At 72.2% G+C, this 26,649-nt stretch carries 24 protein-coding genes and 4 pseudogenes; 13 read left to right on the forward strand and 15 right to left on the reverse strand.

Annotated elements, in window-relative coordinates; genetic code table 11:
• Nucleotides 1–85: 85 nt before the first annotated feature.
• Complete coding sequence (locus HUN58_RS20060) at nt 86–1,270, forward strand: MFS transporter (RefSeq protein WP_217488566.1); 1,185 nt, start codon at nt 86–88, stop codon at nt 1,268–1,270.
• A gap of 57 nt (nt 1,271–1,327) precedes the next feature.
• The gene (locus HUN58_RS20065; protein ID WP_114850319.1) at nt 1,328–2,353 is read left to right on the forward strand and encodes an acyltransferase; all 1,026 of its coding nucleotides are present in this window, start codon (nt 1,328–1,330) and stop codon (nt 2,351–2,353) included.
• A 60-nt stretch (nt 2,354–2,413) separates the two neighbouring features.
• On the opposite strand, the gene HUN58_RS20070 is transcribed toward HUN58_RS20065, so the two are convergent.
• Nucleotides 2,414–3,577 (reverse strand): hypothetical protein, encoded by a 1,164-nt coding sequence (locus HUN58_RS20070; RefSeq protein WP_208745480.1) that lies wholly within the window; start codon nt 3,575–3,577, stop codon nt 2,414–2,416.
• A gap of 345 nt (nt 3,578–3,922) precedes the next feature.
• Here HUN58_RS20070 and HUN58_RS20855 point away from each other — a divergent pair, with 345 nt between their 5' ends.
• Nucleotides 3,923–4,675, forward strand: a complete 753-nt coding sequence (locus HUN58_RS20855) for a hypothetical protein (protein ID WP_141860130.1) — start codon at nt 3,923–3,925, stop codon at nt 4,673–4,675.
• A 128-nt stretch (nt 4,676–4,803) separates the two neighbouring features.
• Here HUN58_RS20855 and HUN58_RS20860 read toward each other — a convergent pair whose 3' ends face one another.
• Both HUN58_RS20860 and HUN58_RS21235 read right to left on the reverse strand, forming a co-directional pair.
• A complete protein-coding gene (locus HUN58_RS20860; RefSeq protein ID WP_254631577.1) occupies nt 4,804–4,956 on the reverse strand; it encodes a hypothetical protein in 153 nt (50 codons plus the stop codon).
• Between the two features lie 286 nt (nt 4,957–5,242).
• A pseudogene (locus tag HUN58_RS21235) lies at nt 5,243–5,452 on the reverse strand (hypothetical protein); the annotation flags it as partial.
• Between HUN58_RS21235 and HUN58_RS20865 the strand changes: the two are divergent.
• The 5 genes and pseudogenes from HUN58_RS20865 to HUN58_RS20095 all read left to right on the forward strand — a co-directional run bounded on the left by HUN58_RS20865 (nt 5,348) and on the right by HUN58_RS20095 (nt 12,443).
• The gene (locus HUN58_RS20865; RefSeq protein WP_254631578.1) at nt 5,348–5,704 is read left to right on the forward strand and encodes a hypothetical protein; all 357 of its coding nucleotides are present in this window, start codon (nt 5,348–5,350) and stop codon (nt 5,702–5,704) included. The pseudogene HUN58_RS21235 and the gene HUN58_RS20865 sit on opposite strands and share 105 nt — an antisense overlap.
• A 333-nt stretch (nt 5,705–6,037) precedes the next feature.
• Nucleotides 6,038–7,399 carry an extracellular solute-binding protein gene (locus HUN58_RS20080; RefSeq protein ID WP_141860127.1) on the forward strand — a complete coding sequence of 454 codons (1,362 nt, stop codon included), beginning with the start codon at nt 6,038–6,040 and terminating at the stop codon, nt 7,397–7,399.
• Complete coding sequence (locus HUN58_RS20085) at nt 7,396–8,499, forward strand: carbohydrate ABC transporter permease (protein WP_254631579.1); 1,104 nt, start codon at nt 7,396–7,398, stop codon at nt 8,497–8,499. The genes HUN58_RS20080 and HUN58_RS20085 overlap by 4 nt, the downstream gene beginning before the upstream one ends.
• Nucleotides 8,496–9,450 (forward strand): annotated as a pseudogene (locus tag HUN58_RS20090) (carbohydrate ABC transporter permease). Before HUN58_RS20085 ends, HUN58_RS20090 begins: the two are co-directional and overlap by 4 nt.
• 119 nt (nt 9,451–9,569) lie before the next feature.
• Nucleotides 9,570–12,443: pseudogene (locus tag HUN58_RS20095) on the forward strand (glycoside hydrolase family 2 TIM barrel-domain containing protein).
• Nucleotides 12,444–12,640: 197 nt separating this feature from the next.
• On the opposite strand, the gene HUN58_RS20100 reads toward HUN58_RS20095, so the two are convergent.
• Nucleotides 12,641–13,066 (reverse strand): DUF3151 domain-containing protein, encoded by a 426-nt coding sequence (locus HUN58_RS20100; protein WP_114850325.1) that lies wholly within the window; start codon nt 13,064–13,066, stop codon nt 12,641–12,643.
• A gap of 301 nt (nt 13,067–13,367) precedes the next feature.
• On the opposite strand from HUN58_RS20100, the gene HUN58_RS20105 reads away from it, so the two are divergent.
• Nucleotides 13,368–14,954 carry an ABC-F family ATP-binding cassette domain-containing protein gene (locus HUN58_RS20105; RefSeq protein ID WP_180225743.1) on the forward strand — a complete coding sequence of 529 codons (1,587 nt, stop codon included), beginning with the start codon at nt 13,368–13,370 and terminating at the stop codon, nt 14,952–14,954.
• Between the two features lie 10 nt (nt 14,955–14,964).
• Here the strand turns inward: HUN58_RS20105 and HUN58_RS20110 are convergent, their stop codons facing one another.
• The 10 genes and pseudogenes from HUN58_RS20110 to HUN58_RS20155 all read right to left on the reverse strand — a co-directional run bounded on the left by HUN58_RS20110 (nt 14,965) and on the right by HUN58_RS20155 (nt 23,708).
• The gene (locus tag HUN58_RS20110; protein ID WP_180225744.1) at nt 14,965–15,663 is read right to left on the reverse strand and encodes an SDR family oxidoreductase; all 699 of its coding nucleotides are present in this window, start codon (nt 15,661–15,663) and stop codon (nt 14,965–14,967) included.
• Nucleotides 15,664–15,729: 66 nt separating this feature from the next.
• The gene (locus HUN58_RS20115; RefSeq protein WP_254631580.1) at nt 15,730–16,788 is read right to left on the reverse strand and encodes a YihY/virulence factor BrkB family protein; all 1,059 of its coding nucleotides are present in this window, start codon (nt 16,786–16,788) and stop codon (nt 15,730–15,732) included.
• Nucleotides 16,789–16,792: 4 nt separating this feature from the next.
• Complete coding sequence (locus HUN58_RS20120) at nt 16,793–17,314, reverse strand: hypothetical protein (RefSeq protein ID WP_114850327.1); 522 nt, start codon at nt 17,312–17,314, stop codon at nt 16,793–16,795.
• Between the two features lie 142 nt (nt 17,315–17,456).
• Entirely contained in the window at nt 17,457–18,500 is a 1,044-nt protein-coding gene (locus HUN58_RS20125) for a Gfo/Idh/MocA family protein (protein WP_114850328.1), read from the reverse strand.
• 220 nt (nt 18,501–18,720) lie between these two features.
• Nucleotides 18,721–19,605 carry a prenyltransferase gene (locus tag HUN58_RS20130; RefSeq protein ID WP_208745710.1) on the reverse strand — a complete coding sequence of 295 codons (885 nt, stop codon included), beginning with the start codon at nt 19,603–19,605 and terminating at the stop codon, nt 18,721–18,723.
• Entirely contained in the window at nt 19,602–19,964 is a 363-nt protein-coding gene (locus tag HUN58_RS20135) for a lycopene cyclase domain-containing protein (protein WP_114850330.1), read from the reverse strand. The genes HUN58_RS20130 and HUN58_RS20135 overlap by 4 nt, the downstream gene beginning before the upstream one ends.
• Complete coding sequence (locus tag HUN58_RS20140; RefSeq protein WP_180225745.1) at nt 19,961–20,302, reverse strand: lycopene cyclase domain-containing protein; 342 nt, start codon at nt 20,300–20,302, stop codon at nt 19,961–19,963. Before HUN58_RS20140 ends, HUN58_RS20135 begins: the two co-directional genes overlap by 4 nt.
• A 30-nt stretch (nt 20,303–20,332) precedes the next feature.
• A pseudogene (crtI, locus tag HUN58_RS20145) lies at nt 20,333–21,682 on the reverse strand (phytoene desaturase family protein); the annotation flags it as partial.
• A gap of 53 nt (nt 21,683–21,735) precedes the next feature.
• Nucleotides 21,736–22,653: a phytoene/squalene synthase family protein gene (locus HUN58_RS20150; RefSeq protein ID WP_114850333.1), complete on the reverse strand. Its 918-nt coding sequence runs from the start codon at nt 22,651–22,653 to the stop codon at nt 21,736–21,738.
• Nucleotides 22,650–23,708 carry a polyprenyl synthetase family protein gene (locus HUN58_RS20155; RefSeq protein WP_141860120.1) on the reverse strand — a complete coding sequence of 353 codons (1,059 nt, stop codon included), beginning with the start codon at nt 23,706–23,708 and terminating at the stop codon, nt 22,650–22,652. Before HUN58_RS20155 ends, HUN58_RS20150 begins: the two co-directional genes overlap by 4 nt.
• Nucleotides 23,709–23,729: 21 nt before the next feature.
• Here HUN58_RS20155 and idi point away from each other — a divergent pair, with 21 nt between their 5' ends.
• Nucleotides 23,730–24,059, forward strand: a complete 330-nt coding sequence (gene idi, locus HUN58_RS20160; protein WP_368075788.1) for an isopentenyl-diphosphate Delta-isomerase — start codon at nt 23,730–23,732, stop codon at nt 24,057–24,059.
• Nucleotides 24,056–24,193 (forward strand): hypothetical protein, encoded by a 138-nt coding sequence (locus HUN58_RS21240; protein WP_368075789.1) that lies wholly within the window; start codon nt 24,056–24,058, stop codon nt 24,191–24,193. The genes idi and HUN58_RS21240 overlap by 4 nt, the downstream gene beginning before the upstream one ends.
• Before the next feature lie 74 nt (nt 24,194–24,267).
• Here HUN58_RS21240 and HUN58_RS20165 read toward each other — a convergent pair whose 3' ends face one another.
• Nucleotides 24,268–24,663, reverse strand: a complete 396-nt coding sequence (locus HUN58_RS20165; RefSeq protein WP_180225746.1) for a hypothetical protein — start codon at nt 24,661–24,663, stop codon at nt 24,268–24,270.
• 256 nt (nt 24,664–24,919) lie between these two features.
• Between HUN58_RS20165 and HUN58_RS20170 the strand changes: the two genes are divergently transcribed.
• Together HUN58_RS20170 and HUN58_RS20175 are read left to right on the forward strand one after the other, a co-directional pair.
• Complete coding sequence (locus tag HUN58_RS20170) at nt 24,920–25,408, forward strand: glycerol-3-phosphate responsive antiterminator (protein WP_302694684.1); 489 nt, start codon at nt 24,920–24,922, stop codon at nt 25,406–25,408.
• A gap of 354 nt (nt 25,409–25,762) precedes the next feature.
• Nucleotides 25,763–26,644 (forward strand): magnesium and cobalt transport protein CorA, encoded by an 882-nt coding sequence (locus HUN58_RS20175; protein WP_254631711.1) that lies wholly within the window; start codon nt 25,763–25,765, stop codon nt 26,642–26,644.
• Nucleotides 26,645–26,649: the final 5 nt, after the last annotated feature.

The raw sequence follows: 26,649 nt of genomic DNA on the forward strand, positions 1-26,649 counted from the left end.
GGACCAGCCTAGTGCGGATCGGCCCCGGTTGGTATACCGTGATGGTATACCAATTGGTACCGATCCAGAACGACAGGCTGCACCGATGACCACACCCCGCCGCGCGTGGACGATGCTCGCCCTCGGCGTCGCCGCCCAGGCCGCCGGCACCCTGGTGGTCTCAGCGCCGGCCCTGCTCATCCCACACCTGGTCGCGCAGGGCATGCCGCTCGCGTCGGCCGGGTTGTTCGCCGCCGCACCCACGATCGGTCTCGTCCTCACGCTCATCGCCTGGGGTGCGGTGACCGACCGGGTCGGCGAGCGCGTGGTGATCGCGGGCGGGCTGGCGCTCACCACGGTGACGGTGGTCGCGGCGTGGCTGTCCGCGGGGAACCCGGTGCTGCTCGGCGTGGCGTTCCTGGCGGCGGGCATGACGAGCGCGTCGACCAACGCCGCGAGCGGGCGGGTCGTGGTCGGGTGGTTCCCGAAGGAGCGGCGCGGCCTGGCGATGGGCATCCGGCAGATGTCGCAGCCGCTCGGCGTGACGCTCGCGGCGGTCACGGTCCCGCAGCTGGCCGAGGGGTCCGGCATCCGCGCCGCCCTGGTGCTGCCGTTCGTCCTGAGCGCCGTGCTCACCGTGCTGTGCGCCGCCGGCATCGTCGATCCGCCGCGACCGGCCCGGACGGCTCCGGCCCCGGGCGCTGCCTCGACGACGGCCGCGAACCCGTACCGCTCGTCCGGCTTCCTGTGGCGGGTGCACGCGGTGTCGGTGCTGCTCGTGGTGCCGCAGTTCACGCTGTCGACCTACGGACTGGTGTGGCTCGTGGGGCTCGGCTGGTCGACCCCGGCCGCCGGCCTGCTCGTCGGGGTGTCCCAGTTCGTCGGCGCCGTCGGACGGATCCTCGTCGGGGCATGGAGCGACCGTGCCCGGTCCCGCGTGGGGCCGCTGCGCGTGGTGGCGGTGTCGGCCGCGGCGGTGATGGGCGTGATGGCGCTCGTCGACGTGTCGCACTGGGCGGCAGCAGCGGTGTTCCTCCTCGTCGCGACGAGCGTCACGGTCGCGGACAACGGGCTGGCGTACACGTCGGTGGCCGAGGCCGCGGGACCGTCCTGGTCCGGCCGGGCACTCGGCACGCAGAACACCGGGCAGTTCCTCGCGGCGAGCGCCGTCGGCCCCGGGGTCGGGGCGCTCGTCGGGACGCTCGGCTTCGCGGCGTCGTTCGGACTCGTGGCGGTGCTGCCCCTGCTGGCGCTGCCGCTCGTGCCACGGACGGACCGCTCGCACGACTGAGGCCGACTGCAGCAGATTCACACCGATCTGACATCCTACATATGTAACATCAGCAGCATGCGCGTTGGATGGTTGGACACGGCGAAGGGCCTGGCGATCGCCGGGATCGTGCTGATCCACGCGACGTCCTGGAGCCCCTCGCCCTCGCCCGAGGCGACCTGGCTCCTGCAGCGCTTCCTCGCTTCCCTCCCCGTGTTCTTCCTCGTCTCCGGGATCGTTTCCGGTCGCTCCCTCACCGATCCGGCCGCGACGGTCCGGACACTGGCGGCCCGAGTGCTCCCGCTCTGCTACCTCTACACGCTGTGGCAGCCCGTGGTCCTCGGGTACCGCGTCCTCCGCGACGTGACGGCGGGGACGTCGGTCGACCTCGTCGGTGAACTCCTCCGCGTGGCCGCATCACCGATCCGTCCGAACGGAGAGATCTGGTACCTGTGGGCACTCGCGCTGCACCTCGTCGTCATCTGGGCCACCAGACGCCTCCCGACCGCCGCGGTCCTCATCCCGACCTTCGTGATGTGCGCGGCTCTGATCGGCTGGGGCCGCACCGCACTCGGTGACGACACGTGGCACGTCCTCGGACCCGGACTGCAGGGGCTGCCGCTCTACCTGTTCTTCACGGTCGTGGGCGCCCGGGCGGCGTCCCCGATCGTCGCCCGTGTCGAACGCACCGGGCCGACCACATCCGTGTGCGCGCTGGTCCTCTGGGCCGTCCTCGGCGAGCTGCACGCACGCCTCGGCGGCGTGGCCCAGCCCGCGGTGGGGGTCGTCCAGACGATGGTCGGTACCGTCGCCGTCCTGCTCGCCGCCAGGACCGCGACACGGTACGCATGGGCGACGCCGATCAGTGCACTCGGTCGCTGGTCCGTGGTGCCCTACCTGACGCACACGGCGATCATCGCCGTGACCCTCGCCGCGGCGCTGTGGTCCGGGGCGATGCCGCTGCTCGTCGCACACCCGACCCTCACTGTCGCGGGCCTGACGATCCTGGGGACGACCTTCGGTCTCGTCGCGTTCGTGCCGCTCCGGAACACGCCGGTCGCGTTCGCCTTCCGCCTGCCGAGCAGACGCCGCGTGCAGGCCTGAACGCGGGCGACGGCAGGGTCCAGCACACCGGCCGCGGACGATCCGTCGGGGAGCGACCGGTCAGCAGCGCCGCGCCAGCTCGTCGAGCACCGTCGCGAGCGACCGGCCGAGGGATGCGCCCGGGACCGCTCCCCCCGGAGCGCGCCGCACCCGAGTACGGACGGCGTCGGCGACGGCGGCCCCGAGAGCCGCCGGGTCCGCGTCGACAGCAGCGAGCGCCGGGTACAGCCCGGACCGCAGGCCGCCGAGTTCGTTCGTCACCACGGCGGCCCCTGAACGCGCCGCGTCGAGCGGCGGATGGCTCGGGTGCGGGCTCTGCTGCAGGGAGAGCACCACGTCCGCAGTCCCCAGGAGGTCGAACCACCCGTCCCAACTCAGGGTGCCGACCGAGTGGAGGAGGTGCCCGTCACCGAGATCGACGTCCGCGTGCGGCTCACCCGCCGAGAGGAACTCGAGGTCGACACGGTCGCCCGCGAGTTCGCGCGCCGCGACCCGGAGCGCGGCCACCCCGAGCGGGAACATGTTCCGCGGCTTGCCGGGCCTACCGTAGAACAGGACTCGGGTGACGCCTCCGGGGTCTCGCGCGCCGCGCACAGCCTCGGCGCGGTCGATCCCGGCACGATCGAGCTCCGGTGCGAACACGAACCGGGGATCGACCTCGATCCCCTCGTGGCGCTCGAGCGCCTCGGCGACCGGGGTCGAGTTGACACAGTGCACGAAGCCTGCGCGGTAGGTCGCCGAGGCCACCGCGGACGCGGTGGACCACGGCAGGAAGCCGGGCTCGTGGTCCTGCACCAGGTAGACCACCCGGTCGCGGTGGAGCACACCGGCCCGCGCCGCGACGTCCAGCGCGTGCGCCGTGCGCCAGTAGGTCGCGATCCAGACCGTGTCGGCGGCGAACGTCGCGTCGCCCAGGTCCTCGCGTCGGACGACCCGCACCGCCGGAAGCCCGGACGGGACGACCGACGCGAAGCGCTGTGCGAGGAACCGCTCGGTCGTCCGGGTCGATGCTCGGCGTGGAGAGGTGCCCGTCGTCACGATCCGGAGCGTCCGGCCGGTCCGAGCGGCGAGGCCGGCCGCCACGGCGAGCGCCGTCCGCACACCCGCGAACGCCGCGCCGGGGCCGATCTCCTCGAGCACGAGGACGACCTGCCGCCCGGGGCCGTCCGCGGAGATGCCAGCGAGGACGAGACTGCGGTCGGTCAGTCCGTCGTACGCGTGCACCGACGCCGGTGCACGCCGACGCTCTCCCGCCCGGAGCGCTCGTGTCCTGGTGCGGTCGTCGGCGCGGCGGAGCACGGTCGTACCGGCGGCACAGGCTCGCGCTGCGACCGAGCTGATCCCTCTGACTGTTCGACGCATCTGACCAATATATCGCATGTGACGAAAATCGACCGAGATGGATCGAGTCGGGCGGGGCAGCCCAGGGCGGGCGGGATGCGCAGGGCGGGCCGTGCCGCGTCACCCTCAAGCGATGAACCAGCTTTACATATTGCATACAGGATGTCTTCGACCGATCACGTCAGGATTCGTCCGGCTCCGACCAGAGCCCCAGACGAAAGAGGTTCCATGCGAAAGCACATCAAGACCACCGGCGCGACGCTCCTGACCGCAGCGGTCGCAGCCGGTTGCCTGCTCACCGGAGCCGGCCCCGCGTCGGCGCTCACCCTGGACGGTCCGTACGCGGCGAGCGCGCAGTCGCCGGCGCCCACGGTCAAGGACCTGGTCGCCGTCCGCGACGCCAGCACGGGCGACACGACGGTGACCGGCATCGGTCGCGCTGACTCGGCCGTCCTGATCCGGTGGGCGAGTGGCGCCAACTTCATCGCGATGACCGGCTCTGACGGGTCGTTCTCCGACACCCGCAAGGCCGGGCTGCCCATCGACGCCACGGTCTCCGTTCGGTCGACGGTCTCGGAGGCGTGGCAGCCGGTCGCCATCGTCGAGGGCGAACCGACGTCGCCGGTGGTCGCCGAGCCGAACCCCGGCCAGACCGATCCCGGTTTCACCGCACCCGTGGTCGCGCAGCCGGGTCAGGGCGCGGTGGACCCGGGCTTCACCGCACCGGGCGCACCGCAGGCTCCGACCGTGCGCGACGCTCGAGCGGTCTACGACGCCCGGACCGACACCACCACCGTGACCGGGACGACCGTGGCCGACTCGTCGGCGTCGATCCGCTGGCCGGGGTGGATCGGCAGCATCGTCCGGACCGCTCAGGACGGGACGTTCTCGGACAGCCGCAAGGGGAAGTTCACCACGATCAGCGTCAGGGCGCCGTTCGGTGGCGCCTGGCAGACCGTCCCGGTCACCCAGCACCGGTGACGACCACGCCCTGAGGGCTTCCAGCCCCGGACACGCGACGGGTTCCGTCCGGGCAGGCACCAGCTGCCCGGACGGAACCCGTTCGTCGGTGGACCGACCACCGTGCGGTGGCGGCGTACCGGCGCGGCTCAGGCCGGCACGGACGGCCCGACCGGCCAGCGGAGCAGCGCCGCCGCCGGTGCCCCACTCGGCAGGGAAGCCGCGTTCACCAGCACGAGCTCGGCTTCGGTGAGCACGGCGGCCCGGACGAGCGCACACACCGCCGGCACGGGACCGATCACGGGCGCCCCGGCCGCCCGATCCGGCGTGGTCGCGATCCAGGGTGCCGCCCCGAGTGCGAGCAGCGTTCGACGACGGGCCCGAGTCCGGTGACGGCCTGGTCGTCCCCGCGCCCGACGTGGGTCCGGACCAGGTCCTCCAGGTCGTGCCGGTGCGTGGCGAGCACCCGGGCCAGGGCGACGCGGGTGTGGTCACCCAGGACGGTCTCGTCGAAGCCGCCCCCGGGCACCGCCGGGTCTGCGAGTCGCCGGCCACGACGACGAGCGCCGGGTCGAGTCGGGTGACGGCCCTGTCGACGGCCGCAGCGACCTCGGCCGTGTTCTGCCGCCAGACCTCTTCCGTGCGACGCTGCCAGCGCGGCTGCTTCCAGTCACCGAACCCGCCCTTGACCTTGTGCTGGTCGAAGGTCTCGCCGCTGATGCGCTCCTCGTCGTCGGCCGTGGCGGGGTGGCCGAGCCGGAACGCGCGGTAGCCGCCGCCGTCCTTGCCGACCTGCACGACCAGGAACGGCAGATCGATCGGACGGTGGGCGACGAGGGGCACGAGGTCGGGCACGGCCCCGACGCCGATCGCCTCGGCACCGTGCAGGTGGCCGGGGAGCACCTCGCTGAGCACGAGCTCGCCGTCGTGGACGAGCACGTACCGGGCGACCGGGTCGCGCCCTGGGCGCGGAGGGACTCCTCGACGGCGCGGAGCTTCAGCGCGGCCTGCCGTCGCGGGTCCTCGACGTTGCCGGACACGTCGGCGTAGGCCCACGCCCACGTGCCCCCGCCCTCGAGCCGCTCCCCCAGGACCCTGCGCAGCTCACTCGTCGCGTTCGTCGTCGTCATGACAGCTCCTCTCGGCGGTGCGCCGGGGCGTCACGAACCCCGACGTGTCGTGTGCGCCCCACGATCCCCCCGGTGGCCCGGACGCGTCCACGGCTCGGAGCCGACACCCAGCCGCCCCGGCCGCGGTGCACCATCGGGTCAGGTGACGAGCAGCCGTGAAGAACCGTGAACGGCTTCGTGGAAACACAGCAGCGCTCAGTTTCGTGCTCTACTGGCAGCGGACCCGATCCGCCGACGAACCGGAGACCAGGCAATGACGCCATCACCATCTGGACGACAGCTGTCGAGACGAAACCTGCTGAGCCTCGGGCTCGGGACAGCCGCGGCGGGCCTGCTCGCCGGCTGCGCGGTCCCGGGCTCGACGAACGTGAACAAGGCGGCGGTGATCCCCGCGGCCGGCGGTGACACCGTGCAGATCACGTACTGGGCGTGGTTGAAGGACCTGCAGAAGGTCTGCGACGTCTGGAACGCGAAGAACCCCCGCATCCAGGTCACCGCGAACTGGATCCCGGGCGGCAACAGCGGCGGGTACCAGAAGATGTACTCCGCGCTCGCGGCCGGCGGCGGTCCGGACATCGGGCAGGTCGAGCTCCGACAGATCCCCGAGTTCATGCTCGCGAACGGCCTGGTCGACCTCGCACGCTACGGCGCCAAGCAGTACCAGTCGAAGTACGACGAGGCCGCATGGGCCCAGGTCGAGTTCGTCGACGGCGTCTACGGCATCCCGCAGGACACCGGCCCGATGGGCTTCTACTACCAGACCGCGATCCTGGAGCAGGCCGGCGGCGAACCCCCGGCGACGTGGGACGAGTGGAAGGTGCTCGCCGACAAGGTCCGGAAGACCGGCAAGCAGAACTACCTCGAGGTCTTCCCGGTCGCCGACGCCTCGCCGTTCGCGGCGTACGCGCAGCAGGCCGGCGCCCGCTGGTTCACGACCGACGGCGACGAGTGGGTGGTCGACATGACCGACGACGCCACGCTGCGGGTCGCGGAGTTCTTCGACGGCTGCATCGACGACGGACTCGTCGACACGTCCGCCGGCGCCTACTCCCCCGGCTGGTACGCAGCGTGCGCGAACGGCCGGATCGCTGCGGTCACGAGCGCGAGCTGGGGCGACGCCCTCATCGAGTCCATCCAGGGCGGCGAGGGCAAGTGGAAGGTCGCGCCGATGCAGAAGTGGGACGCGTCCGGCTTCGGCTCGAGCGCGATCGGCGGCTCGAGCGCCGCGGTCCTCGCCAACGCGAAGCACCCGGCCGAGGCGCTCGAGTTCATCACGTGGATGACCACCTCGAAGGAGGGCATCGACGCGATGATCAAGTACTGCGGCATCGGGTGGTCGCCCGCCCGCGACTACATCGGGGCGCAGCGTGAGCAGCCGAGCGAGTGGTTCTCCGGGCAGAACTACAACGAGGAGGTCTTCGTCCCCGCGGCGAAGGAGCAGAACATCGAGTGGTCGTGGTCGCCCGTGACCCAGTCGGCGTTCACCAGCCTGCAGAACCAGTTCCGTCGCAAGCTCACCGGCGGCCTCAAGCTGACCGACGCCGTCGAGCTCGCCCAGCGGGAGATCGTCCAGTCCTTCAAGGACAAGGGCCTGAGCGTGAGGACCGCCCGATGACCGCCACCCAGCCGGGAACCGGCTACCGCACGAGCACGAAGGCCACGAGCGCGCAGAAGCGTGCCCCGTGGATCCTGCTCGCCCCGTTCCTCGCCCTGTTCCTGCTGACGTTCATCATCCCGATCATCAGCGCCCTCTTCCAGAGCTTCACGACCGTCGACCGCGAGGGCCTGTTCGGCGAGGACGGCGTCACCGGCCGCTTCGCCGGCTTCGACAACTACGCGATCGCACTGCAGGACTCCGGGTTCGTCGCGTCGATCGGCCGCATGCTCCTGTTCGGCATCGTGCAGGTGCCGATCATGATCATCGCGTGCACGATCCTCGCGCTGCTCCTGGAGTCGGCGAGCGCCCGCTGGCCCGCGTTCTTCCGCGCGGTCTACTTCATGCCGTACGGCGTCCCCGGCGTCATCGCGACGATCCTGTGGTCGTTCCTGTACGTCCCGGGCCTGTCGCCGATCGTCGACCTGCTGCAGTCCGTCGGGCTGCAGCCGGACTTCCTCGGCGCGAACAGCGTGCTGTGGTCGATCGCGAACATCGTCACGTGGACGTACACCGGCTACAACATGCTCATCATCGTGGCGCAGCTGAAGTCGATCCCCGGCGAGGTCTACGAGGCCGCGAAGATGGACGGCGCGGGACCCTTCCAGGTCGCCTGGCGGATCCAGGTCCCGCTGATCGCCCCGGCGCTCGTCCTGACGACGGTCTTCTCGATCATCGGCACGCTGCAGCTCTTCGCGGAGCCGCAGATCCTGTCCACGGTCGCCCCGGCGATCGACACGGAGTACACGCCGAACTACGCCGCCTACACGAACGCGTTCGCGTTCAACGAGTACGGCGTCGCGAGCGCGCAGGCCGTGATCATCGCGTTGGCCGCGTTCGTCCTGTCGTTCGCGTTCCTGGCGCTGACGAACCGTCCGCCGAAGCACGAGCGCGACCAGCGGAAGCGGGCGAAGCGGGACGGCCGGGAGGCACGGCGTGCGCTCCAGACGCGTGTCACCACCGGCGACGGGTCGCGCACCGCGACCGGCGTCGCGAACCGCAGCACGACCACCGGAGCCGCCACGGGCCTCCCGGCTGACCGCAAGGGGGCGGAAGCATGACCAGTGAACGCATTGACGGACCGCAGTCGCAGGCTCCTGCGGCGCTGGCGTCGCGGCGCCGCTGGCGCGTCGCCCTGAGCTCCAGCGCGCCCGTGACCGACCGGGCCGCCGAGCCGGTCGACACCACGTCGATCACGGCGCACCAGCGTCGCAAGCTGGACCGGACCGGGAAGTCGCAGATCGTCGTGACGGGGATCCTCGTCGTCGTCGCGATCTACTTCCTGGTGCCGCTCGAACGGGTTCTGGTTCGGCGGCGAGTTCGCCCTGTTCAGCAACATCCAGCAGGTGTTCTCGTACGACGGCGGGATCTTCGTCCGCTGGATCGCGAACAGCGTCCTGTACTCGGGCGTGGGTGCGGTCCTCGCGACGTACTTCGCGGCCGCGGGTGGGTACGCGCTCGCGAAGTACGAGTTCCGCGGCCGACAGCTCGTGTTCGGCACGATCCTCGGCGGCGTGCTCGTCCCGGGCACCGCGACCGCGCTGCCGCTGTTCCTGCTGTTCTCGACGATGGGCCTGACCGACACGTACTGGAGCGTGCTCATCCCGAGCCTCGTCTCGCCGTTCGGCCTGTTCCTGTGCCGGGTGTACGCGGCGGCGTCGGTGGACACGGCGCTCCTCGAGCAGGCGCGCATCGACGGGGCCGGGGAGCTGCGGATCTTCCACACGATCGTGCTGCGCCAGATGACGCCGGCGCTCGTGACGGTGTTCCTGTTCCAGGTCGTCGGCATCTGGAACAACTTCTTCCTGCCGCTCATCATGCTGGCGGACCAGAAGCTGTACCCGATCACGCTCGGGCTCAACAACTGGCGTGCGCAGGTCGATCGTCTGCCAGAGTTCTACCAGCTCACCACCGGCGGGGTGCTCGTCTCGGTCATCCCGCTCGTGATCGCGATCATCGTCCTGCAGCGCTTCTGGCGCGGGGGCCTCACGGAAGGATCGGTCAAGGGTTGACCAACGCTGTTCACTCGTCCTCCATCACCACCAGCACCACGCCCGATGCGCTCGACGCACTCGACGCGCTCGCCTCGACGGCACCGGGCTCGGACACCCGGCTCGCGCCGCGGGCCTGGTTGCACACCGACGCCCCCTCCCTGTCGCTCGACGGGGACTGGGACTTCCGGTGGTCGCCGGTCGCGGACGTCCCGCTCCCGGGGGTGGAGGACGGGTGGGGCAGCCTGCCCGTCCCGTCGCACTGGGTCCTGCACGGGCACGGTGCGCCGAGCTACACGAACCTGCAGTACCCGTTCCCGATCGACCCGCCGCACCCGCCGGAGGAGAACCCCACCGGCGACCACCGACGCACGTTCTCGCTGCCGTCGTCGTTCGACGCGGCGGCCCGCGTGCTGCTCCGGTTCGACGGCGTCGAGTCGCACTTCCGGGTGTGGCTGAACGGCGAACTCGTCGGATGGTCGACCGGGTCGCGGCTGGCGACCGAGTTCGACGTGACCCCGCTGCTCCGCGCGGGTGACAACGAGCTGCTCGTCCGCGTGCACCAGTGGAGCGCCGGCTCGTCACGCTGCTCGCCCGCCCGACCGCGCCCGTCGACGACGTGTTCGTCCGAGCCGGCTGGACCGCCACGCTCGGCGACGCCGCGACCGCGGGCACCGCCGCCTCGGGACGCCCGTCGACCGGGACGGGGACCATCACGTTCCCGACGCTCGACGCCGCGTTCCCCGTCCGGTTCACGGTGCCGTCGCTCGACGTGGACGTCACCTGGGACACCCCGGAGGACGTCGCACCGATCACGGTCGAGCCCGGCTGTACGACGCGACGGTGTCCACCGGGACGGCCGCCGGCGGACGTGCTGGCGGTGAGACGGTCGCGCTCCGGCTGGGCTTCCGCACCGCGTGCAGATCGTCGGCGACCGGTTCCTGGTGAACGGCGAGCGCGTGGTCTTCCACGGTGTGAACCGGCACGAGACCCACCCGGTGCGCGGGCGGGTCTTCGACGAGGAGCACGCCCGCGCCGACATGGCGCTGATGAAGCGGAACAACGTCAACGCGATCCGCACCTCGCACTACCCGCCGCACCCCCGCGTGCTCGACCTGGCCGACGAGCTCGGGTTCTGGGTCGTGTTGGAGTGCGACCTCGAGACGCACGGCTTCCTGTTCACCGACTGGGTCGGGAACCCCTCGGACGACCCGGCCTGGCGCGACGCGTTCCTGGACCGCATCGCCCGCACGGTCGAACGCGACAAGAACCACGCGTCGATCGTGATGTGGTCCCTCGGCAACGAGTCCGGCACCGGACGGAACCTCGCCGCGATGTCGCAGTGGGTGCACGACCGCGACGACGAGCGGCCCGTGCACTACGAGGGCGACTACACGGGTGAGTACACCGACGTCTACTCGCGGATGTACCCGACGCTGCAGGAGACCGAGTCGATCGGCGGGGGGACCCCGACGCCGCTCATGGAGTGCGGTCCGGCCGAGGCGGCACGGCAGCGCTCGAAGCCGTTCCTGCACTGCGAGTACGTACACGCGATGGGGAACGGCCCCGGGCAGATCGCCGAGTACGAGGCCCTGGTCGACCGCTTCCCCCGGCTGCACGGCGGCTTCGTGTGGGAGTGGCGGGACCACGGGCTGCTCGCCCGGACCGCCGACGGCACGGACTACTACGCGTACGGCGGCGACTTCGGCGAGGTCGTGCACGACGGCAACTTCGTGATGGACGGTCTCGTGCTGCCCGACGACAGCCCCACCCCGGGACTGGCGGAGTTCGCCGCCGTGGTCGCCCCGATCCGGTTCTCGCTCGGCGAGCGGACCGTGCTGGTCGAGAACCGGTTCCACTCGGCCTCGACCGCGGGACTGCGGTTCTGCTGGACGCTGAGCCGGAACGGTGTCGTCGAGGCCTCCGGACGCTTCGCCCCCGGCGTCGTCGCCGCGCGGGAGTCCGCCACGGTGCCGGTGCCGGACGAGGTGCTCGCCGCCGCGACGGCCGCACCGGCCGCGGGCGAGGAACTGTGGTTCGACGTCACCGCGGAGCTGGCGGGCCCGACCGCGTGGGCGGACACCGGCCACGTCGTGGCACGCGCCCAGCGGCTCGTCGCGAGCCGACCGGCGGACGTGCCACGGGCCTCCAGGACGGGGTGGGAGGGCGACCGTCTCGGCGAGGGGACGTTCAGCGCCCGAGGCGACCTGGTGTCCTGGAAGGGGCACGAGGTGGCGGGGCCGCGCCTGGAGCTGTGGCGCGCACCGACCGACAACGACAGCCTGTCGTCGCAGGGCGGGTACGAGACGGCCGACCCGGTGCTCACCGCGGGCGTCGGTGACCCGGACGCCCCGGCTTCGGCAGAGCGCTGGCGGGACCGCGGGCTCGACCGGCTGACGCACCGGCTCGTCGCGGTGACCCGGACCGACCACGGGCTGGCGCAGCGCGTGCGCGTGGCGGCGGCGAACAGCGGATGGGGCGTCGACGTGACACACCGCTGGACCCTGACCGACGCGGGACTGCTGCTGCAGACGGACGCGGTGCCCTTCGGCGCCTGGGACGTCACGTGGCCCCGGATCGGCGTCCGGTTCGACCTGCCCGCCGGACTGCTCGACGGGTCCGCCGACTGGTTCGGGACGGGGCCGCTGGAGTCCTACGCGGACTCGTCGCACGCCGCACGCGTCGGACGGTTCAGCGCTCCGGTGCGCTCGCTCGGTGTCGAGTACTCGATGCCGCAGGAGACGGGGCACCGGCCGGAGCTGCGTGCACTGTCGGTGGGTCCGTTCACGGTGACGACGGTGGGGGCGCACCGGGCGGGCTTCACGCTGTCGCCGTGGACCGCGCAGCAGATCGGGAAGGCGATGCACCCGTACGAGCTGCCGACGCCGGACCACACGTACCTGTACCTCGACGCGGCGCAGCACGGGCTGGGGTCGCGGGCGTGCGGGCTCGACGTGCTGCCGGAGCACCAGCTGTGGCCGCAGGCGTTCTCGTGGAGCGTGGTGCTCGGGTAGGGCGCCGGGCCGCCGATGGCGGCACCTGCGTGGTGCGGTGCACCTGCGTGGTGCGGTGCACCTGCGTGGTGCGGTGCACCTGCGCACAAGGGAAAGCACTCCGTGCCACGCGATTGCGTGGTGCGGAGTGCTTTCCGTTGTGCGGGACGCGACGCGGGCCTCCAGCGGCGCGCAGCGTCCCGGCGCGAAGCCCGGCGCTACTGGCCCGCGGTGAGCGCGCGGAGCGCCTCCGGGTCGCTCTGGTCGAGGAAGTCCGTCAGCCGCTCGGGCTCGCCGGGCTCCTCGATCGCCTCGGCCGCGCGCCGCAGGGCGAACAGCGCCCGGAGCACCCCGCGGTTCGGCTCGTGCGACCACGGCACGGGTCCGGCGCCACGCCAGCCCGCCTTCCGCAGGGCGTCGAGGCCGCGGTGGTACCCGACGCGGGCGTAGGCGTAGGACTCCAGGGTCGCGCCGCGCTCCCAGGCCTCGTCGGCGAGGAGCGCCCACGCCAGGCTCGAGGACGGGTGCGACACGACGACGCTCGACACGGGAGCGTCGGCGGCGAGCGCGGCGGTCACCTCCGGCTCCTCGGGCAGCAGGGTCGCGGGGTTCGCGGTCGGGTTCGGCAGCAGGTTCTCCGGCATGCGTCCAGCCTGTCACCTCTTGCCTGTCATCTCTTGCCTGGGGCCGGGTCCAGCCGTACGGTGGGTGACACCTCGTCGTCACCGCGGGGCTGCCGGGGCGGGAGACCGACCGGCGGCACGGGTGGCGGACACGGGGGTCCCCGACGGAAGAGCCGCCTTGCAGTCGATCACCGGTACCGCGCAGTCCTCGCGCTGACACCGTGATCGTCGCGCCCCGTCGGGCGTGTCCGCGCCGTCGACCCCTCCGGGTCGCCGCGGGTCCGGTGTCGTGCGCCCAGCTCACGATCCGGGAGGCACCCCCATGCCCGCAACACCCTCCGTCGTCCTGCACGACGTCACCTTCACCTGGCCCGACGGCACCGTCGCGCTCGACCACCTGTCCACCGCCTTCGGGTCCGGCCGCACCGGCCTGGTCGGGAGGAACGGGGCCGGCAAGTCCACGCTGGTCCGGCTCGTCACGGGGCAGCTCCACCCCACGTCGGGCACCGTCCGCACGTCGGGTCCCGTGGACCTGCTGCCGCAGCGGCTCGCCACGCGTCCCGAGGACACGGTCGCGGACCTGCTCGGCATCCGCCCGGCGCTGACGGCGCTCCGCGCGATCCTCGACGGGGACGCCGCCCCGGAGCACTTCGACGCCGTCGGGGACGACTGGGACCTCGAGGAGCGGGCCGTCGCCGCCCTCGACGCCATCGGACTCGCCGCGATCCGGACGGGTGCCGCCGTCCTGGACCGGCCGATCGCGACGCTGTCCGGCGGGCAGGCCGTCCTGGCCGCGGTCGCCGGCATCCGACTGCGCGGCCGGCCGATCGCGTTCCTCGACGAGCCGACGAACAACCTCGACCGCCGTGCCCGTGGCCTGCTGCTCGACCTGGTCGACGACTGGCGCGGGACCCTCGTGGTCGTCAGCCACGACCGCGAGCTCCTGGAGCACGTCGACGAGACCGTCGAGCTGCGGCAGGGCTCGGCGACCGTGTACGGCGGGACCTACGCGCAGTACGAGGCGCACGTCGCCGTGCAGCAGGCGGCGGTCGAGCGCGAGGTCCGGGTCGCCGAGCAGCGGCACCGCGCCGAACAGCGACAGCGCATCGAGGCCGAGACGAAGATCGCCCGCCGCGCCCGTTCGGGCCGGAAGGCCGCCGAGGGCATGCCGAAGATCTTCGCGAACGAGATGCGGAAGCGCGGTGAGCAGACCGCGGGGAAGCTCCGCACCGGGTACGCCGAGGACGAGGCCGCGGCCCTGTCGGCGAAGCACGAGGCCGAGTCCCGCCTGCGCGACGACGAGTCCCTGCACGTGACCCTGCCCGACCCGGACGTCCCGGCGTCGCGGCGCATCGCGACCGTGACGGTGCGGGGCCGGGAGACGATCGTGCAGGGGCCCGAGCGGGTCGCCGTGGTCGGGGACAACGGGGTCGGCAAGAGCACGCTCCTCGACCAGCTCGTCGGGGTGCCGGACGCGCGGGAGCACCCGCTGCCGGAGACCTCGGCCGTCCCGCACGTCGACCGGGTGGCGTACCTGCCGCAGCGGAAGGACACGCTCGACGACACCGCTTCGGTGCTCGACAACGTCCGGCGGGACGCCCCGCACGTCCCGGTCGCCGAGGTCCGGAACCGCCTGGCCCGGTTCCTGGTCCGCGGCGACACCGTCGACCGCCCGGCCGGGGCCCTGTCCGGCGGGGAGCGCTTCCGGGTGGCGCTCGCCGCGCTCGTGCTCGCGGACCCGCCGCCGCAGGTGCTCGTGCTCGACGAGCCGACGAACGACCTCGACCTGACGAGCGTCGACCAGCTCGTGGACGCCCTGCGGGCCTACCGCGGTGCGCTCGTGGTGGTGAGCCACGACGAGACGTTCCTCGAGCGACTCCACCTGACGACGAGGATCGAGCTGCGGTAGCCCGGGCTGGTCAGCGCCGCCGGGTCGGCCGGATCGCGAGCGACTCGATCGTCCCGCGCTCCGGCAGGTCGACCACGGTGCGGACCGCGGCGGCGACGTCCTCCGGGGCGAGGTAGTACGCGGTGTCGTAGTCTTCGCCGAGCTTCTCGGTCAGCGCCCGCTGCATGTCGGAGTCCGTCCGACCGGGGTGCACGCTCGACACTCGCACGCCGTTCGCCCGTTCCTCGTCGCGCAGGGCGTCAGCGAACGCGCGCAGGGCGAACTTCGACGCCGCGTACACGCCCCCGCCCGGTCCGGCGACGAACCCGGAGCCGCTGTTCACCGGCACGACGATGCCCCGCGCCGCCCGGAGTGCCGGGAGCGCCACCCGGGTCAGCTCGGCGACCGCGAAGACGTTCGTGGCGAACACGGACTCCCACACGTCGCGCGGGGTGTCCGCGATCCGGGTGCCCTGCTCGACCCCGGCGGAGTGCACGAGCACGTCGAGCCGGTCGGGCAGCGGGGGCAGGTCACCGGCGCCGAGGTCCCCGACGAAGGGCGCCGCGCTCGGCAGCTCCGCGACCAGGGCGTCGACCGCGGCGGCGGTGCGGCCACCGACGAGGACGTGGTGCGTCCGCCCGAGGTCGAGCGCGATCGCGCGGCCGATCCCCCGGGTCGCGCCCGTGACGAGGGCGACGGGACGGGTGGCGGCAGGTGCGGTGTCGGTCATCCCACCACCCTACGGACGGTGCGCGGCGGACCCGCACCGTGCCTCCAGGCCGTGGACCGGAGGCGGTCAGTCCTTGGTGCGTCCCGCGCTCTCGCGGATTCGGATGCCCTCGAGCACGTCCTTCGCGTGCTGCTCGTCCTGCTTCTCGATCTGCCGGGTGTCCCGCTCCGGGAGCTGGATGTCCTCCTCCGCGCGGATGCCCGCCTGCAGCTGCCGCCCGCGCTCGAGCTCGGCGTCGAACTCCGCACCGAACAGCAGCGCGTTGTTCGTGATCCAGATCCACAGCAGGAAGATGATCACGCCACCGAGGGACCCGTACGTCGCGTTGTAGTTCGAGAAGTTGCCGACGTAGAAGCCGAACCCGACGCTCGCCACGATCCAGATGGTGATGGCGAGCATGGCCCCGCCGCTGACCCACTTGAACTTCGACTGGCGGATGTTCGGCGCCCAGTAGTACAGGACTGCGACGATCACGATCATGATCGCGAGCAGGATCGGCCACTGCACGATCGAGACCACGAGCGCGGCCGCGTCGCCGAGGCCGACGACGTCCCCGAACGTTCGCGCCAAGGGCCCGGAGACGAGCACGAGCAGGCCGACGACGAGCAGCACGACCGTGAAGAGCGTCACCCCGAGCATGGTCGGGCGGAGCTTCCAGATCGGGCGGCCCTCGCGGACGTTGTAGATCCGGTTCATCGCGCGGCCGAACGCCCCGACGAAGCCGGACGCCGACCAGAGCGCGCCGAGCACACCGACGATGAACGTGATCGGGGCCGCGGGCGAACGGACGAGCCCCTCGATCGGGCTCTGCAGCAGGTCGGCGACCTGTCCGCCGCCGACGTTCCGCACGACGTCGAGCAGGGTCTCGATCGTGTCCTTCGGGTTCGACACCAGGCCGAGGATCGACACGATGGCCAGCAGGCCCGGGAAGAGCGCGAGCACCGTGTAGTAGGTCAGGCTCGCGGCGAGGTCCGTGCACTGGTCGCTCGAGAACTCCCGGAGGGTCTTCTTGAGCGTGTAGGTGAAGGACGGCTTCGTGAGGTCCGCCGGGCTGTCCGGCTTCCGGGGGTCGTCCGGCGCGGGCTTGTGCTGCAGGTCGTCCAGGTCGTGCTGCTTGCGCGCCATCGGCTCAGCCCTTCGTCTTCGCGAGGGCCTTCGCCGCCGCCTTCGACCGCTTCGCGGCCTGCTTCCGGTTCGCCGTCGCCCGACGCTGCACGGCCGAGATGCCGGCCCGCTGCTTCACGCGGTTCCGGTGCACCGGGTCGCGTTCGAGCGAATCCTCGGCCGCCTTCCGACGGGCCTTCCGCCCCTTGCGTCCGCCCTTCGCCTGGTCCGGGTCCGGCTCGCCGCGGGCGCCGAACGGCAGCAGGGCGGTGAACGCCGTCGACGCCGGCGGTCGGTCGAGGTGCCCGGCGTCGGTCCGGCCGATGCGCGCCCCGAGGACGATCGCCGCGATGCCGGTGACGGCCGTGATGCCCATCGCCACGAGCGGGGTGGGGTCGCGGTGCCAGCGCTGGCGCGCCTTCGCGACGGCGAGCCGGGTGCGCGCAGGCACGTCCGAGCGCCGCCGGATCTCGGCGACGCTGTCGGTGAGCCGCTCACGCGTGCGTACGTTCGCGAGCTCCAGCTCGGGGAGACTGTCCTTGGCCATGCATCGTGCCTACCAGTGCGGGACCGGCGTGGTCTCAGCGGAGCCGCCCGGCGCAGCCGGACAGCGGACGGGAGGCACGTGGCGGGCCCGCCACGTGCCTCCCGTCCGGTGCGGCGCGCGCTGCTGCGCCGAGCGGCGCGGGTCAGTCCGGGAGGACGACGTCCTCGGGGACGCCGGAGACCGCCGAGCGCCCCGCCGCCTCCATGACCGCGAGGCTCCGTAGGTTGTCGCGGCCGCTCGTCTCGGGAGCCGGACCGCCCTCGACCGACCGGGCGAAGGCCTGCAGCCCGCCCTGCCGGTCGGCGTGCTGCATCGAGGGCAGCTCGACGGGTTCTGCCGCCGCGTCCTGGTCCTTCCGGAGCGTGACGCGGTCACCGGCGACCTCGCTCGGCGAGCCGTCGCGGCTCGTGAACCAGAGCTCGCCGTCCTCGCCCTGGATGCTCCACTCGCCGGCCCAGGCGGTGCGCGGCGCCCGGCTCAGCCAGCTGCCGCGGTAGCTCACGACGAGGCCGCCCTCGAGCTCGATGACCATCGAGGTGATCGCCTCGTCCTGGTACTTGCTGTACGACGGGTACGAGGCGCGGGCGTACACCCGGACGGCCTCGCGACCGGTGACCATCCGGAGCAGGTCGAAGTGGTGGATCGCCATGTCGTTGATCATCGGGTGCGGGAACCGGTAGTGCGGGTAGGTCTCGACGGGCTCGTCGTTGTCCCACTGCCGGAAGTCGATGTCGATCGCCGAGAGCTCCCCGACGGCGTCCGCCTCGAGCAGCTCCTGCACGACGCGGGGCGCCGGGTACCAGCGGTAGTTCTGGCTGACCTGCAGCACGAGGCCGAGCTCCTCGGCCCGGCGGACGGCCTGCAGCGCCTCGTCCGTGGAGTTCGCGAACGGCTTCTCGACGAGCACGTGCTTACCGGCCTCGAGCGCCTCGAGCGCGAGCGGCACGTGGGTGACGGCCGGAGCGGTGATGACGACGGCGTCGGCCTCGACCGCGGCGAGGGCCTCGGTGAGGGACGCGAACGCGCTGCTCTCCGGCATGCCGAGGTCGGTGCGGACGGCCTCGAGCGTGGCCGCACTCGGGTCGACGAGCCCGACCACCTCCACTTCGGTGACCTGCGGGATGGCGGTGCGGGCCCAGTTGCCGCCCCACCCTCCGAGACCGACGTGGATGATTCGGACCGTCATGCGTGCACTCCTTCGTGACCGGCGCCCCACGACTCCCGCGGCGCGTGCGTCCAGTCTGTCAGGGGCTGCGGCGGGGGCGCGCAGGCGGGCGGGATCGTCTGCGTCTCGTCGGTGGAGCAGAAGACGTCGGGTGTCCGCGGGCCGACTCGACGTCTGCTGCTCCATCGACGGTCGGAACGACGGACCGCCCGGCGGCGGAACGGCGGGCGGGCCGGTCCGGTCAGTGCGTGAACGCGTAGGCGATGAGCGCCATCGTGACGATGAAACCGGCGAGGTAGTTGATCCAGAGGAACCGCTTCCACCCCGCGTTCGCCGACTCGGCCCCGGCGTCCGTGACGTTCCACCACGGCAGGACGTTGAGCGCGTACGGCACGACGACGATCGCCGCGATCGGCCCCGGGAAGTCCGAGAACAGCAGCGCGACGCCCGCGACGAGGTACGCCACGAACGCCAGGCGCACAGTCGCCCGCGCGCCGATCACCGTCGCCACGGAGCCGATCCCGCCCGCCCGGTCCGCGAGCACGTCCTGCACCGCTCCGAACGCGTGCGAGGCCACGCCCCACAGGAAGAACGCCACGCACACCGCGACGAGCTGCCCGGTCCACACGGGCCCCGCGAGCGCCAGGCCGTAGACCGCCGGCGACACGAAGTGCGTCGACGACGTGAGCGAGTCGAGGAACGGCTTCTCCTTGAAGCGCAGTCCCGGCGCCGAGTACGCGATCACCGCGAACACGCTGATGGCGAGCACCAGCCACGACCACGGGCCGTTGCCGGACAGCGCCCCGAGCACGACGAGCGCCACGAGGAACGGGACGTTCGTCACGACCACGGCCCAGAGCGTCGTGCGGTGCACGCTCTTGTCGAGCAGGGCGCCCTCGACGCCGCCCTTCCGCGGGTTCCGCAGGTCGGACTCGTAGTCGAAGACGTCGTTGATCCCGTACATCGCCAGGTTGTAGGGCACGAGGAAGTACACGACGCCGCCGACCCCGCTGCCGAGCAGGTAGGCCGCCCCGAACGGGTAGGCGGTGTTCACCCAGCTGATCGGCCGCGACGACACGAACAGCGCGCGCAGGGTCGACGGCCTGGAGGCAGTGGTGGCGTTCACGGGGTCTCCTCCGGTACGGGGGTGGAGCGGTCGAACAGGACCCACAGGCTGGGCAGCAGCACGACGGCCGCGATCGAGTACGCCAGGTCCTCGACCGGGATCACACCGATCTTCAGCCCGCTGATCAGCGATGCGTCGTACGCGACGACGCCCGTGCCGACGATCACGTTGTCGAACACGATCGTCATGACGAGCAGGGCGATGCCCGCGACGACCGAGGTGGCGACAGCGACCCGGCGGGAACCCCGAGCGGCGGCACCGCCGCGTCCCCGACGCCGCGCGACGACCCCCGCCACGACCGCGACGACGGCGACCACGGCGAAGAACGGCAGCGCGAGGAGCGCGTAGGTGGCGTTCACGACCGTGACCGTCCCGCGGCCGATGCCCGGCGTTCGAGCACGGGTCGGACGAACCCGACCAGGTCCATCGTCGTCCAGCAGAGCAGCACCAGGAAGAAGAGCTCCTCGAGCGGGACGTCCGGTGCGAGCAGGATGCCCGTCAGCAGGTCCTGCGGACCGATGAAGAAGATGCCGAGGGCGACCCCGGCGACGTCCCACACCATGAAGAACACGATGCCGACGGCCATCACGGTCGCCGCCCGCCACGGTGCCCGCCAGAAGAACAGGCGGTAGCGGGCGTCGAGCACCGCGACGCCGGTGATCGACACGAGCAGTCCGGCGAGGTACAGCCCCGGCATCAGCCAGCGGGGCAGCGGGGTCGGCAGCGGTTCGAGCAGGACCTCGGCGCTGATCAGGCACATCGGCAACCCGATGCCCGGGGTCGTCGAGGCGCCCGCGTAGTAGAGCCCCTGGACCCTGCCCGAGACGTTCTTCTCGCGGAAGAACGCGCTCTGCGCCAGCGTGTGCGCCGGCCCGAGGTCCTGCGGGCCGATCGTCCGGCGCACCCGGATCCGGTCCCGCAGGTCGGGGACACCGGCGCGCTCCGCTCGACCTCGGCGTCGCCGGCACCGTCGATGCCGCCCTTGCCGATGGACAGGTCGGCCGGCAGCGGTACGAGGACGAACAGGTTGCTCGTGCCCTCGGGCGCGACGGAGTCGTCGGTGAGCGAGGGCGCGCACACGTAGATCGACGCGGGGTCCGGCACGTGCCGGTCCTTGCCGAAGATCGCGCCGAAGGACGGGGCCGTCGACGCCGAGGTACGCGAGCACGGCGCTCGGACCCGGATCGCGCTTCCGCCAGTGCGCCTCGGGGTAGGTGCGGTGCTCGGGGCCCAGCAGGTGCAGCTCGGTGTGGTGCAGGTCCGACGCGCTCACGACGAGGTCGGCCGGCAGGGTGTGCCGGGCACCGGTCGCGTCGCGGTGGACGACACCCGTGACGTGGCCGTCCTCGACGAGGATCTGCTCGACCGGCGGCTCGACGGCGGCGATGACCTCGGTGATGCCGCCCTTCGGGTAGAGCACTCCGTCGGCCAGGTCGAGGTGGCTCATCAGGTGGTACATGCTCGGCGCCGCGTACGGGCTCGTGCCGAGGAACACCGCCGGGTAGCCGAGGACCTGCCACAGCCGGCGGTCCCGGACGGCCTTCGACGCGAAGGTCGACAGCGGCTGGAGCAGCAGGCGCGCGAGCTTCGGCAGACGACGGAGCACGTCGGGCGCCGCGAGCTTCGTGAGGTCCTCGAAGGTCGTGTACAGGAACCGGCGGACGGCCATCGCGTACGTGTCGGCCGCCGAGTCGAGGTACTTCCGCATGCGGTCGCCGGCACCGGGCTCGATCGACTCGAAGAGCGCGATGTTGGCCTCTCTGTCGGCGAGCAGGTCGATCGGTTCGTCGTGCCCCTCGGAGTACACGCGGTAGCCCGGGTCGAGCTTGATCAGCTCCATCTCGGCGTCCGCGGAGGTACCGAGCAGCTGGAAGAAGTGGTCGAACACCTCGGGCATGAGGTACCACGACGGCCCGGTGTCGAACCGGAAGCCGTCGCGCTCCCACGAACCGGCGCGGCCACCGAGCTGGTCGCGCTGCTCGAGCACCGTGACGGCGTAGCCCTCCCGCGCGAGCAGTGCGGCGGACGCGAGTCCGCTGATGCCACCGCCGACGACGACGACACGACGGGCGGGCACCGTGCGTCCCGGGGTGGTCGGGACCGCCTTCTGACCGGAGGCGCGTGGCGGGGTCACCGCGAGCCTCCCGTCCGGTGGTGCGCGGCCCGGGACGCGAGCGGCGCGCGTCCGGCGAGCACCTGCGCGGCGAGCCGGGCCTTGACCGGGTTCGGGACGCGCACCCGGCTGGTGACCAGCCGGTCCGCCGGAGTCGCCGCGATGCGGTCGTTGAGCTCCTGGAACAGCGCGTGCGCGAGTCCGACGGCCTTGCGCGCGTCGGCGGGGAGCAGCGGCACCGTCAGCGCGGCACGGTCGAGGTCGGCCTGCACGTCGGCGACCAGGCGGCGCTTCGTCGTCTCGTCGAACGAGCGGATGTCGACGCCCGGGAAGTACGAGCGGCCGAGGACCTCGAAGTCGGCGTGCAGGTCGCGGAGGAAGTTGACCTTCTGGAACGCGGCGCCCAGGGCCCGCGCGCCGTCCACGAGCACGGTGTCGTCGAACGTCGGCCGGCCCGCGCGGTGCACGAAGGCACGCAGGCACATGAGCCCGACGACCTCGGCGGAGCCGTACACGTAGCGGTCGAAGGACTCCTGGTCGTGCTCGGTCTGCTCGAGGTCCATGCGCATCGACGCGAAGAACGGCTTCGTGAGCTCCGGGCCGAACCCGGTGACGCGGGCGGTGCGGGCGAAGGCGTGCACGACGGGGTTCACCGAGAAGCCGAGCGCCATCGCCCGCTCGGTGTCCGCCTCGAGCTCGTCGAGGACCGTGCGGGCGAGGTCGTGGTCGAGCCCGGCCTCGGTCGCGGGACCGTCGACGACCTCGTCGGCGACGCGGACCAGGGCGTAGACGTTCCGGATGTGCTCGCGGGTGTCCTTCGTGAGCAGCCGGCTGGCGAGTCCGAAGGACGTCGAGTAGCGCTCGATGACCACCCCGGACGCAGCCTCGGCCGTCGCGTCGTACAGGGGCAGACGGGGGGGTGCGGTCTGGGTCACCGCACGCGCTCCAGCAGTTCGGTCACGAGGCCCTCCAGTCGGTCGGCGAGGTCGTACGGCAGCGCCGCGAGCTCGGCTCGGGCGAGTGCGGCGTGCTCGGCGATCCGGGACTCGGCAGCCGAGCGGGCGCCGCAGGTCTCCAGGGTCGCACGGAGTTCGGCGGCACGCTCCTCGGTCAGGTCGGGGTCGCCGAGGTACGGCGCGATGTCGTCCCAGCAGTCCGTGGTGGCCGCGTAGGCGACGAGCATGGTGCGCTTGCCCTCGCGGAGGTCGCCGAGGACGGACTTGCCGGTCGCGGCCTCGTCGCCGTACACCCCGAGCAGGTCGTCCACGATCTGGTAGGCGATCCCGATCTCGCGGCCGAAGGCCCCGAGCGCCTCGACCACGAACTCCGGAGCGCCGGCCAGGACCGCGCCGGACTGCAGCGGCGCCTCGAACGAGTAGACGCTCGTCTTCGCCCGTTCCATCGCGAGGACCTCGTCCACCGAGGGCATCACGCCGTGCGCCAGGTCGACGTCGGTCATCTCGCCGGCCGCGCTCGCGAAGACCGCGTCGTCGAGGATCTCGAGCAGCCGGGAGCGTCGCTCGCCGGTGACGCCCGAGGCCTCGATGAACCGGGCCGCGGCGACCAGCGCCAGGTCACCGGCGATGACGGCCGCGCTCACGCCACGGTGCTCGGCGGTCGGCAGTGCGAGGCCGCCCGTCGTGCCGGTGTCGCGGAACGACCCGGCGACGTTCGGCTCACCGCGGCGGGACCAGTCGCGATCGATGACGTCGTCGTGCACGACCAGGGCGGTGTGCAGGAGCTCGTAGGCGGCGGCGACGTTCGCGGCCGCGTGGTGGTCGGTGCCGCCGAGGAAGCCGTAGGCGGTGAGGACCATGCGGGGACGGAAGCGCTTGCCGCCCATGCTCGCCTTGCGGAGCACGCGCCAGAGTTCCTCCGACGGGCGGCCGAAGCGACGGGCCCGGGCCGAGGACACGGTGAAGAAGCGTTCGATGCAGTCGTCGACCAACCCCAGGTCGATCTGCGCCACGGTGGCCGCTTCCTCGCTCATTGGCCTAACCTATCGGGGCAGATGAACACTTTCCCGGAAACCGTCGTCCTGCTGGCCGAGGACCGTACCCCGGTCGGCACGGCGGACAAGTTCGCGGTGCACACGACCGACACTCCCCTCCACCTGGCGTTCTCGTGCCACGTGCGGAACACCGACGGCGACGTCCTCGTCACCCGTCGTGCGCTCTCGAAGAAGACCTGGCCCGGGGTGTGGACCAACACGTTCTGCGGCCACCCCGGCCCGGACGAGGCGTTCGAGGACGCCGTCGCCCGTCGAGCGTCGCGCGAGCTGGGCATCACCGTCCGCGACGTCGAGCTCGTGCTGCCCGACTTCCGGTACTCCGCGCCGTGACCGACGACGTCCCGGCGCCCGCGGACGACGAGGTCGCCGAGTGGGCATGGGTCTCCGAGGACGCGCTCCGGGAGTCCGTCGCCGGAGCACCCTTCGCGTGGAGCCCGTGGCTCGGCTGGCAGTTCACGCGCTGACCCGGCGCGCGCCCGGCACCCCCTGTGCCCGGAGCCCGGCGCCCGCAGCGGGACAGCGCCCGCAGCGGAACGCGCTACGCCCAGGCGACGGACACGCACTTCGCGATGGTCCCGGTGGTGAAGCCCGCTGCGGCGGCCAGGCACCGCGTACACAGCACGGCGGTGGCGCACGCGGCGCCGCACGCGAGGCCGAGGACCGCGATCACCGCCCAACTCACCCCGATGCTTTTGAGACAGGTGTTCAGCCGGTTCCAGTCGAGCCCTCGCGTCCCGGTCGGCGAAGCGGACGCACCCTGCTCTCCCCGGTGCAGTTCAACGTTCTGCACGAGCGCACCGTCCTGCCACTGCGCGAAGTGCACCGACGTGATCGACGTCATCGCCGCGACCATCTCCGTGACGGTCGTCTGCCCGGCGGACGTCGTGAACGCGACCTTCGTCATCTCCGGCACGTCCGTCCCGACGAGCGGCACGGAGACGACCGTCGCCGAACCGAACCGAACCGGAACGCCTGCGCTGCTGCACAGTCCGCCGAGAGCGCGGACCGCGGCACGGAGGCCCGGGTCCGGGTCCGAGTCCGGGTCCGGGTCCGGGTCCGGGTCCGGGTCCGGGTCCGGGACGATGCCAGCAACGGGCTGCTGCGACCTGCTCCCCGAAGACGTCGAGGAGCATGTGCGCACAATGGGCGCATGACGACCGCCCACACGCCGACGAGCGCCGCGGTGCTGAGTGTCAAGGACCCGGGCTCGCTCGACGCCGTGCTCGCGTCGGACCGCGGCGTCGTCTTCCTGCTCTACGGAGCGCTGCAAGGCCACCGGCAAGACCGTGCTCGTCGACGTGGACCTGCTCGACGGGTTCGCCGCCAGGGAGGTCGTGGTCACCTGGCTCGCGGCGAACACCCGCGCCGACGGGGTGCTGTCGACGAAGGCGAACCTGGTGCGGGCGGCGAAGCGGGCCGGGCTGGTCGCCGTGCACCGGTTCTTCCTCGTCGACTCGTTCTCGTACCACCAGCTCGCCCGGGTCGTGGCGCAGTCGCAGCCGGACGCGGTGGAGATCCTGCCGGGGTGCGTGCCCCGCGTGCTCACCTGGTTGCGCGACGACGTCGACGTGCCGATCGTCGCCGGCGGTCTCGTGTGCGACAAGGCCGACGTGGTCGCGGCCCTCGGTGCCGGTGCCGTCGCGGTCGCCTCATCGAACCGGGACGTCTGGGGCATGTGACCACCCCGCGCTGGTGGTCCCGCCCGGACCGGGGTAGCGTTGCCCCTCGGTCACGACGGGTGGCCTCGGTCCGTCCAGCACGGACGGACCAGCACGACGAACCGGAAGGGCAGGTGAGGCGCGATGTCGGGTGACCATCCTCGATCGGGCCGGACGACCGCCGCGGTCGTCGCCCTGCCCGTTCGCTGACGTACGCCCCCGCTCCCCCGGGACGCCCGGGCGCGTGCACACCCGTCCCGGCCCGCCCGGGTCTCGCGCCGGCCTGCTCCCGACACTCGAGGAGCACGACATGGCACTCATCGACAACGCCGTCTACGTCGCTGGACGTCGCGTCGCGACCTCGCCTGGATCGGACTGCTCCGTCCGGACGATGCCGAGCTCGCCGCCGTCGCGAGTGAGTTCGACCTGCACGACCGGAAGGGCCACCAGCGCGCCAAGCTCGAGCGGTACGGCGACACGCTCTTCCTGGTGCTCCGACCGGCCTGGCACCGCACCGACACGAACGAGGTCGAGTTCGGGGAGGTGCATCTGTTCGTCGGCGACCGCTTCGTGATCGCCCGACCTGGCGGCCCTGCGCTGCCGCGTCGAGGCCGACCCGGAGTTCCTGGCGAAGGGCTGGTCGTCGACGGCTACGCGCCGGTCGTCGAGGTCCTGCAGGACCAGGTCGACGCCATCGAGGACCAGCTGTTCGCCGGCCAGGTCGACCCGGGTGTCTCGAAGCGGATCTACCAGCTGCTCAGCGAGGTCCTCGCCTTCCAGCGCGCCACGACCCCGGTGCCCGCGATGGTCCAGGGGCTCCTGCGCGGCGCTGACAAGTACGGCGTCGACGACGAGGTGCAGCACCGCCTGCGGAACGTGCTCGACCACGCGCTGCGCGTCACGGAGCGCGTGGACTCGTTCCGGGCCCTCCTCGAGAACGCACTGACGCTGCACGCGACCCTCGTCAGCCAGGAGCAGAACGAGGCCATGCGCCGGATGACGAGCGCGAGCCTGGCGCAGGGCGAGGAGAGCCGGCAGCTCGCCCGCGCCGCGCACAAGCAGGGCGAGGAGGTCAAGAAGATCTCGTCGTGGGCGGCCATCCTGTTCGCCCCCGGGCTGATCGCCGGCGTCTACGGCATGAACTTCGACCACATGCCCGAGCTGCACTGGCGCTACGGCTACCCCGCCGCCATCGTCGCGATGCTCGCGCTCGCCGGCATCCTGTGGGTGGTGTTCCGGAAGCGGAACTGGCTCTGACCCGC

The organism is Curtobacterium sp. Csp1 (genome assembly GCF_013347185.1).